4 protein-coding genes, 1 tRNA gene and 2 pseudogenes are annotated in these 9,488 nt (G+C 54.9%); 6 read left to right on the top strand and 1 reads right to left on the bottom strand.

What is annotated here, in order from left to right; all coding sequences use genetic code 11:
* From AUK29_10220 to AUK29_10205, 4 genes and pseudogenes are all read left to right on the top strand, one after another.
* A pseudogene (locus AUK29_10220) lies at positions 1-1,548 on the top strand (hypothetical protein).
* A 142-nt stretch (positions 1,549-1,690) separates the two neighbouring features.
* Positions 1,691-2,620 (top strand): glycine--tRNA ligase subunit alpha, encoded by a 930-nt coding sequence (locus AUK29_10215; protein ID OIP61474.1) that lies wholly within the window; start codon positions 1,691-1,693, stop codon positions 2,618-2,620.
* A gap of 3 nt (positions 2,621-2,623) precedes the next feature.
* Positions 2,624-4,693, top strand: coding sequence for a glycine--tRNA ligase subunit beta (locus AUK29_10210; protein ID OIP61473.1), 2,070 nt, complete (start codon positions 2,624-2,626; stop codon positions 4,691-4,693).
* A gap of 152 nt (positions 4,694-4,845) precedes the next feature.
* Positions 4,846-7,548 (top strand): pyruvate, phosphate dikinase, encoded by a 2,703-nt coding sequence (locus AUK29_10205; GenBank protein ID OIP61472.1) that lies wholly within the window; start codon positions 4,846-4,848, stop codon positions 7,546-7,548.
* A gap of 91 nt (positions 7,549-7,639) precedes the next feature.
* Here the strand turns inward: AUK29_10205 and AUK29_10200 are convergent, their stop codons facing one another.
* Complete coding sequence (locus AUK29_10200) at positions 7,640-8,035, bottom strand: hypothetical protein (protein OIP61471.1); 396 nt, start codon at positions 8,033-8,035, stop codon at positions 7,640-7,642.
* A gap of 565 nt (positions 8,036-8,600) precedes the next feature.
* On the opposite strand from AUK29_10200, the gene AUK29_10195 reads away from it, so the two are divergent.
* Together AUK29_10195 and AUK29_10190 are read left to right on the top strand one after the other, a co-directional pair.
* Positions 8,601-8,677 (top strand) — tRNA-Met (locus tag AUK29_10195).
* Between the two features lie 303 nt (positions 8,678-8,980).
* Positions 8,981-9,488 (top strand): annotated as a pseudogene (locus AUK29_10190) (hypothetical protein).

Raw genomic sequence — 9,488 nt, 5'->3', positions numbered from 1 at the left:
GACTGCGGGACCGGCGATCCATGCTGCAAGTCCGGAACCGCCTTTGTCATCCTTTCTTTGGGCGAAAACCATGCGAACGAGACGGGCGCTGCGCCCACGTTTAAGATCCTGCAATACGGCGCGACGTATGATGACATCGTCGAGTATGTGGATCTCTCCCGATTAAGGCAGGAACTCTCCTGCTCCTCTCTTTCGATCCGGACGTCCACGCTCCCTGAAGGGACCGAGGATACGGCCTACAATGCCCAGATCGAGGGGTATGGGGGATGCTTGCCTTATCAGCCATGGTCTCCGGCCGGACCGATCAGCTGGAGCGGCGGCCTTTCGCTCAGTACTGCGGGCACGATAAGCGGGACCATTGATACCAGCGCGACCCCCTCCGGCACGCTGGGCGCCTGTTCCAACACCATAGGGATTACTAATGTCACGCTGACCGATGCCCAGGGAAAGACGGCGGTCAGGGATTTCTCCATCCTGGTCTATCCCCAGACCCTGAGGATCACGAATTCGGATCTCCCCTCCACAACCGAGGGGGCTTCGGCTCCGATTTTTGCCACCTTGAACGGGACCGGCGGCATGAATGCCTACACCTGGAGCCTCTCCGGCAATCCCGGATGGTTGGGCGTGGATGGGGTCACGGGTGTGCTCAGCGCGAGTCCCCCGGGCGCATCGGCTGGGGACTATCCGTTTGCAGCCGTCCTTTCGGATAGCTGTTCCACCACGTCAAAAGGTTTTTCTGTGCGCGTCAATGCTTCTTCCGGCGGGACTGCGCCCACCTGCACCCTGACGGGCCCGGCCGGGCCGATCAACCCGGGACAGACCGCGGACCTCACCTGGGCCGTCACCAACGGTCCCGCGGACGGTGCCTTCGCTCCGGTCAGCGGTGGGTGTTCAAACTTCACGAGTTCCAACGGCGGCACGTGCACAACGGCGGCCCTTGTTGCAACCACGACATTTACCCTGACGGTTTCGAATACGAACGGCTCGAATAATTGTTCGGCCACGGTCACGGTCAATCCGCCAAGTGCGCCCTCCTGTACCCTGACCGCGAGCCCCGGCATCGTGGATTACAACAGCACGACCAGTCTGATCTGGAACATCACCAACGGTCCTGCGGACGGTGTATTCGCGCCCTCGAGCGGCACCTGCACGAGCTTTGTCAGCTCGAACTCGGGAACGTGCACCACCGCTGCTTTGACATCATTGAGTTCGTTTACCCTGACGGTGACCAATGCCTACGGAAGCGGAAACTGCTCGACCTCCGCGTATGTCGGCTGTGCCGGATACCGGGTCTGGAATAATACGGGGGGAAGGAGAGACTTCTGGATTGACGGCGCGTGCAGGCGCATCAATAACAACGCGGAGATCACGACGGCGGTCATCTTGTTGAACCCGGGTGAGACTATTGAACGGAGGACCACGAACAACGGCACCTGCGGCCTTCCCGTGGTCTCGACTTTGACTTACGATACCGCCATGAATGCCGACATCACCATCAACGGCGGTGACGGCGACTGCCAGGCGAATTTCGGCGGTACGGACCGTTAAGTTTTTAAAATACAACAACTGTTGTTGCCTTCCTGGATGTGATTGCGGAATCGCTGAATCAAAGATGATTTTCTTGACAAAATAAACCTCCTTTGCTAACATACGACCCCTATTTTTCTTAAGCTTAAAAGCGGAGTTTTTTGTGACATTTCAGGAACTTATTCTGTCCTTGCAGAATTACTGGGTGAAAAAGGGGTGCCTCATCCAGCAGGGGTATGACATTGAAGTCGGGGCCGGCACCTTCAATCCTGCGACATTTTTACGTGTTCTGGGTCCCGAACCCTGGAACGCCGCCTATGTGGAACCTTCAAGGAGACCCACGGACGGCCGGTACGGAGAAAACCCGAACCGCCTGCAGCATTATTATCAGTTCCAGGTGATCATGAAGCCCTCACCCAAGGACATCCAGGATATCTATATCAGAAGCCTGGTCGAGATTGGTGTTGATCCCCTCCAGCATGACATCCGTTTTGTCGAGGACGACTGGGAGTCTCCGACCCTGGGGGCTTGGGGCCTCGGCTGGGAGGTCTGGCTCGACGGCATGGAGATCACGCAATTCACCTACTTCCAGCAGGTGGGCGGGATCGACCTTTCCCCGGTTTCCGTGGAGATCACCTACGGGCTGGAACGGATGGCCATGTACCTCCAGCAGGTGGACAATGTCTTTGATCTGAAATGGGCGGAGGGGGTCACGTATGGGGATATCCACCATGAAGATGAGGTTGAGTTCTCCCGGTACAACTTCGAGATCTCCGATTCCGGGATGCATTTTAACCTCTTCGATATCTTTGAAAAGGAGGGGAACCGTCTCATCAAGGAAGGCCTGATTCTCCCCGCCTATGATTATTGTCTGAAGTGTTCGCACGCCTTCAACATGCTGGATGCCCGGGGCGCCATCAGCGTGACCGAACGGACCGGCTACATCGCCAGGGTTCGAAACCTGGCCAGGCTCTGTGCAAAAGGGTATCTCGCCATGCGTGAAGAAAAGGGGTTCCCTCTTCTTCCGCAGCGTCAGAAGCCTCATCAGAGGAAACAGGACATGATTTCGAAAAAAGAGGATATGGGGTTATAGGCCATGGGCAAGGAGTTGTTGCTGGAGATCGGCGCCGAGGAAATACCCGCAGCCTTTTTACCTGGGGCCATGTCGGAATTGAAGACCTTGACCGAGAAGATTTTAACGGAGCATCGCCTTGGTTTCAGCTCGGTTTTGACCTTTGCCTCGCCCAGGAGACTGATCCTTTATGTAGAAGGGCTTCCCGAACGGCAGGAGGATCTCAACCTGACGGTCCTCGGTCCTGCCCGGTCGGTGGCCTATGACTCAGAGGGGAACCCCACTAAGGCGGCCGTAGGCTTTGCGCGAGGCCAAGGTGTTGACATCAAGGATCTGACCATTCAGGAGACGCCCAAGGGGGAATATCTTTGCGCCGTAAAAAAAGAGCCCGGTCTCCCCGCTCCGGAAGTTTTGCAGAAGATCCTTCCCGAGATCATCACCACGCTCCACTTTCCCAAGTCCATGCGCTGGGGGAGCGGGAGTCTTCGGTTTGCAAGGCCCATCCACTGGATCCTCGCCCTGTACAATGAAGAGGTGATCCCCTTTGAATTCGACGGGATCAAGAGCGGGAACCTCTCCCGTGGGCATCGTTTCATGAGCCCTGGCTCTTGTACGGTCCACGGCTTCAAGTCTTACAAGGCCTCTTCCAAGGATCGTTTTCTGATGTTCGACCCCGAAGATAGGAGGAAGGAGATCCTGAAACAGATCCAGAAGATTGAGAGCGAAGTGGGGGGGCGAGTGATTCCGGACGAAAAGCTCCTTGAAGAGGTGATCTATCTGGTCGAATATCCCACGGCGCTCTGCGGGAGTTTTGAACCCGGCTTCCTCTCGCTCCCCCGCCAGGTCCTGATCACCGCCATGCGGGAACACCAGAGGTATTTTTCATTGGAGAGCAGCTCGGGTGATCTCCTCCCGCACTTCATCACGGTCAGCAATACACGGGCCAAGGACGCGGGGATGATCATCTCCGGGAACGAACGGGTCCTCCGTGCCAGGTTGACCGATGCCCTTTACTTCTTCAAGAGCGACTGCGGGCGTCCGCTTTCCTCTTATGTGGAGGATCTCAAACGGGTGACCTTTCAGGAAAAGCTGGGGACCCTGTTTGAGAAGGCCGAGAGGATTGCCGCGCTTTCCGCCTGGCTGGCAAAAAAGATCGGAATCATGGATACGGTCCCGGTCTCTACGGCCGCATCGTTATGCAAGGCCGATCTCTGTACTTCCATGGTCAAGGAGTTTCCCACCCTGCAGGGAGAGATGGGACGTGAATATGCCCTCCTCTCCGGGGAATCGGAACAGGCGGCCCTCGCCGTGTCCGAGCACTACCGCCCCCGTTTTGCGGGCGACCTCATCCCTTCGTCCGAAGAGGGGGCCCTGATCAGTCTGGCCGATAAGATGGATACCATCGCCGGGTGTTTCGGAATCGGACTCCTCCCGTCCGGGTCCGAGGATCCTTATGCCCTTCGCCGGCAGACCCTCGGCATTCTTGCCATCCTGATGGAGAAAGGGTATCCGGTCCTCCTTTCGGAGATGATTGACGAGGCGCTCCGGCTCCTCGGACCGAATATCTCTTTGGATCTCGAAGGGACCAGGAAGGCGATCCTGAATTATTTTAAGGGAAGGCTCTCGGGTCTTCTCATCTCCGACGTCCACCGGTACGATACCGTGGAAGCGGTCCTGGAGGCGGGTTTCGATCACCTTCCTGATGCCAAGGCGAGGGTAGATGCCCTAACGGCATTCCGGGGTGAACCCATGTTCGAACCGTTTACCGTGGTCTGCAAGCGGGCCATGAATATCATCAAAGGGAGCGAGACCCGTGCGGTGGAGAAGGGGCTGCTCCAGCACGAAAGCGAAAAGTCGCTTTACCAGGATGTTCAGCAGACCGAGAAGAAAGTAAAGAATCTGATCCAGAAAGGAAAATATAGAGAAGCCTTGACCACGATCGCTTCCCTCCGGGAGGCCATCGATTCATTTTTTGACGGGGTGATGGTCATGGACAAGGACATGAAAATTCGCGATAACCGCCTGGCTTTACTCTCCCGCGTTGCATCCATGGTCTCACGGATCGCCGATTTTTCAAAAATCGTAGTGGAATGACCGCTTGATTTTTTCTTGTCTTGGCCCCGGTTTTGTTTTATAGTGCAGATCTCAGATGATACCACACCTGCCGGCCATCTGATGAGATCCGACTTCAAACAGGGGAAACCATGATGGGAAAAGCAACATATCTTGTATAGGGGAGGAACTCGATGTCCAAGAAGAAAAAGTATGTCTATCTGTTTGCCAACGGGAAGGCTGACGGCAAGGGGACCTGGAAGGAACTCCTCGGCGGAAAGGGCGCCGGCCTGGCCGAGATGAGCAGATTGGGAATACCCGTGCCTGCGGGTTTTACCATCACCACGGATGTATGCACGGAGTACTATAAAAACAGCCGCAAATACCCTGCCGGCCTCAAGGAGCAGGTGGCTCATGCCATGGCCAAGGTGGAAAAGGCCATGGGCGCCGAATTCGGGGATCCGAAAAGGCCTCTTTTGGTCTCGGTCCGGTCCGGGGCCAGGCAATCCATGCCCGGGATGATGGAGACGGTTCTCAATGTCGGCCTGACGTCCAAGACCATCCCGGCCATGATCGAACGCAGCCGGAACGAACGGTTCGTCTACGATGCCTACCGGCGGCTGATCATGATGTATGCCGACGTGGTCATGGAAAAGGCGGCCGGGATTGAACCGGCTGACGGGCATGGGATCCGTCATCAGCTCGAACAGGAAATGGATCAGTTGAAGAGGCAGAAGGGATATCAGTTTGATACGGACTTGACCGCCGGGGATCTGAAGCATCTGGCGGATCTCTTCAAGAAAAAGGTGAAAGCGGTCTTGAAAAAGGACTTTCCCGATGATCCCTACGAGCAGCTCTGGGGCGGGATCGGAGCGGTCTTCCAATCCTGGAATGGGAAACGGGCCGTTTCCTACCGGAAGATCGAGGGGATTCCGGAGGAATGGGGCACGGCCGTGAATGTGCAGTCCATGGTCTTCGGGAACACCGGGAGCCGCAGCGGGACCGGGGTGGCCTTTACACGCAACCCGGCTACGGGGGAGAAATTCTTCTTCGGCGAATATCTCATGAATGCCCAGGGAGAAGACGTGGTGGCCGGCATCCGAACCCCGCAGCCCATCAATAAGAAACAGAAAGGGGACAGCGGCCTTCTTTCCCTCGAAGAGGAGATGCCCAAGGTCTACAAACAGCTTCTGTCAATCCAGAAAAAGCTCGATACCCATTACCGCGATATGCAGGATATCGAGTTCACCATCGAAGAGAGTAAACTCTGGATGCTGCAGACCCGGTCGGGGAAACGGAACGGGGCCGCCGCTATCAGAATTGCCGTGGAAATGGTCAAGGAGAGGCTGATTACCAGGCAGGAGGCCATCCTGCGGGTGTCGCCGAATCATCTCGACGAACTGCTCCATCCCATGCTGGATCCGGATGCTGAAAAGAAAATGACGCCTCTGGCCAAGGGGCTGCCGGCGGGTCCGGGCGGCGCCATCGGACAGATCGTCTTTACGGCCGATGATGCCGAGGCCTGGGCAAAGCAAGGGAAGAATGTGATCCTGGTCCGGAACGAAACCTCTCCCGAGGACGTGCACGGCATGCACGCGGCACAGGCCATCCTTACGGCCAAGGGAGGGATGACCAGCCATGCGGCCCTGGTGGCCAGGGGCTGGGGCAAGTGCTGCATCGTAGGTTGCGGCGCCCTGGAGATCCGGACTGGAAGGCGTGAACTCTGCGTGGGAGGCGCCACGCTCAAAGAGGGGGACTGGATCACCCTGAACGGCACCAGGGGGCTGGTCTACATGGGGAAGATCGCTCTCCTTGCCGCGGATCCGGAAAAGAACCCCTATTATAAAACTTTGATGAGCTGGGCTGATCAATTGCGCAGGATCGGGGTCCGGACCAATGCCGACTCCCCTGATGATGCGGCTCTGGCGCGGGCATTCGGGGCGGAGGGGATCGGCCTTTGCCGCACCGAACATATGTTCTTCGGGCCTGAGAGGATCCAGGCCATCCGGGAGATGATTGTGGCCGAAACCTTTGAGGCCCGGCGCAAGGCCATCATGAAGCTCCTCCCTTACCAGCGGCAGGATTTTATGGGCATTCTCAAGGCCATGAAGGGGCTGCCGGTAACCATCCGGACCTTGGATCCGCCGCTCCACGAATTTGTGAGCATGGACCAGAAACAGGTTCAGAAACTGGCCGATGAGCTGGGCATCTCAACAAACAGGCTCAATGCCCGGATCGCCCAGCTCCATGAAATGAACCCCATGCTGGGGCATCGGGGGTGCCGCCTCGGCATCACCTATCCTGAAGTCACCGAGATGCAGGCCAGGGCCATCTTCGAAGCGGCGGCTGAACTCACCCGGCAGGGCTGCAAGGTCTATCCCGAGGTGATGATCCCCCTGGTGGGGATCCCTGCGGAGCTCGCCCACCAGCGTAAAATTGTGGAGAGGGTCGCGAATGAGGTCAAAAAAGAGAAGGGGAAATTCTCCTACAAGATCGGCACCATGATCGAGGTTCCCAGGGCCTGCCTGGTGGCCGACAAGATCGCGGATGCAGCCGAGTTCTTCTCATTCGGGACCAATGACCTGAGTCAGACCATCTTCGGTTTTTCGAGGGACGACATCGGGTCCTTCCTGCCGGAATATCTGGAGAAGAAGATCCTTCCGGTTGATCCGTTCCAGACCCTGGACCAGGAGGGCGTGGGTCAGCTCATGGCCATGGCCGTGAAGAAGGGGAGGAGCATCCGTAAGAACCTGAAAATCGGGATATGCGGTGAACATGGCGGTGATCCCCGGTCCGTGGAGTTCTGTCACCGGATCGGCCTTGATTATGTGAGCTGTTCACCCTTCAGGGTCCCCATCGCTAGATTAGCCGCTGCGCATGCGGCCTTGAAAAAGTGAAAAAAACAATGATGAAGTGATTGATCATTCGAAGATTCCCCGCAGCTTGTTGCGGAGAGCTTCAACTTTGAAGTCCTTGAATGCCTCTCCTTTAATAGGTCAGAACCTGCGTATCCTCATCCATGGCCATCTCGATATAGGTTGCGCTGCCGATGATGTCGGTGCATTCATGGATCAGATCATCTCGGGTCATCTGATGGTGGGCAAGACTCGGGCTGCAGATAAAGATCTTCACGCCTGCGTTATGGGCGTCCCGGATGAATTCATAGAGTGCCCTTGCCGAAGCCCCATGGGAGGACTGCTCAATAAAAATTTTTTCGGCCACTCCCTTTTTCAAGATCAGACCGGCATCAGCGGTGATGACCATGGAGACATCATAATTCAGCGAAGCGGCCGCAACAGCCTGATAAAAAGGGGTGTACAATTGCTGGGTATTATCCAGATCCATGTTGAGCAGCATGATCAGGAGTTTCTTAAAATTGGCCATAGGTCCCTCCTTTTTTTTGTTATCATAACACGAAGTATGTATCTTATGCAATCTAAATGGTTGTTATTATTTAACTTTTAACTCTTTAGGGGAATGGACGAGGTTTCCGCAGTCGGGTATCTTATTCACGGGTTCAATGGGCTGAGTGATCTTCTAGATGAACCCTTAGCCCCGATGGTATGCCGTCGGGGCTTTATTTATTTTTGGGATCATCTCCAAAAGAGTGTGTGAAAACATAAGGGTTCAAGGGGTCAAGGATTCCAGGGGTCAAGTGAAGTGCTGAAAACATAAAAAACCGAGGGTCATAGGGTTACACTTTGCGTGTCCCGCTTTTTTATATAATTGCCCTCTGTGACAGCTACTACACCAAGGCATCTTGGGTTCAAGGGTTCCAGTGTTTTTCGCTGGAGATTTTGCTTGCGTTTAAGTATTTCACTTGAATCCTTGACCCTTTGAACCCTCGCCCCCTTTTTACCCACTAAATGGGAGAAGAAGCAAATTTAAGATTTAAATACCTTGACTTTAATGGATAATTTCTTTATATTTTAAACTCTTAAAATCATGGCGCGGGGTGGAGCAGTCTGGTAGCTCGTCGGGCTCATAACCCGAAGGTCGGAGGTTCAAATCCTCCCCCCGCTACCAAAATAGATTCTCTTTCGTGTTTAATCGGCTCAGGTCTTATCGGTCTGATCGGTTTGAAGCTGATGTTTCGGCAGGGATAGACCCTGTTGATCCATTGGAACCTTTCATGCCCTGCCCCTTCAGCGGCGGGGCATTTTTTTGTGCATTGACTTCTTGAATGGGCTGATGCTAAACTTCAACATCGTAAAAATCGTAAAAAAATGATTTCCCCCATGCTTTTGAGATGCTATGCGTAACGTGATCGTTGGCATTTCTGTTTTATTCTTTACCTTGTCAGGTATCATCACATTTAAGGCATTAGGAATGTCTGACAGGGATACCCGTTATCTATACGTCTGGAAGGGAATGAAGGCGGAAGGCCTCCCGCCCGAAGCAGCAGAGAGGTTAGGACAGTTTGCCACAGAACTGGCAGTCAATCGGGCTCTGATTGAAGATCTGCATACCACCATCACCGAGTTGGAGGAGAAGCTCTCACATCAGGATAAAGAGACTCACCCAAAGATGGAAGCCGGAGGATCCGAAAAAGAGGTTAAGGTTTTAGCTGTATTCGGCGGCGGGTCGTTCGGTTCCGGCCAGGTCGTCATTGACGATAAGACGGTGGATGCGGTTAAAAAATTGATCCCGGTTATTCTGGCGTCCCCTAATGATCATGTGATGATCGAGGGGCATACGGACAATATGCCGATCAAGTCATCTGCCGAAACAGAATACAGGGACAACATGGAATTGTCCTTCTTCAGGGCAAAGGAAATCGCCCTTATATTGAAGAAAAACGGCATCCCCCGGAAACGGATCTCCGTAACCGGATACG

The organism is Nitrospirae bacterium CG2_30_53_67 (assembly GCA_001873285.1).
GTDB lineage: Bacteria > CG2-30-53-67 > CG2-30-53-67 > CG2-30-53-67 > CG2-30-53-67 > CG2-30-53-67.
This window is presented reverse-complemented; position numbering and strand designations above follow the sequence as displayed.

What these genes read in the sequence shown, in the direction of transcription:
- AUK29_10210 (OIP61473.1), top strand. Translation starts at nt 2,624, where the DNA reads ATGGGCAAGGAGTTGTTGCTGGAGATCGGCGCCGAGGAAATACCCGCA.
- AUK29_10205 (OIP61472.1), top strand. Translation starts at nt 4,846, where the DNA reads ATGTCCAAGAAGAAAAAGTATGTCTATCTGTTTGCCAACGGGAAGGCT.
- AUK29_10200 (OIP61471.1), bottom strand. Translation starts at nt 8,035, where the DNA reads ATGGCCAATTTTAAGAAACTCCTGATCATGCTGCTCAACATGGATCTG.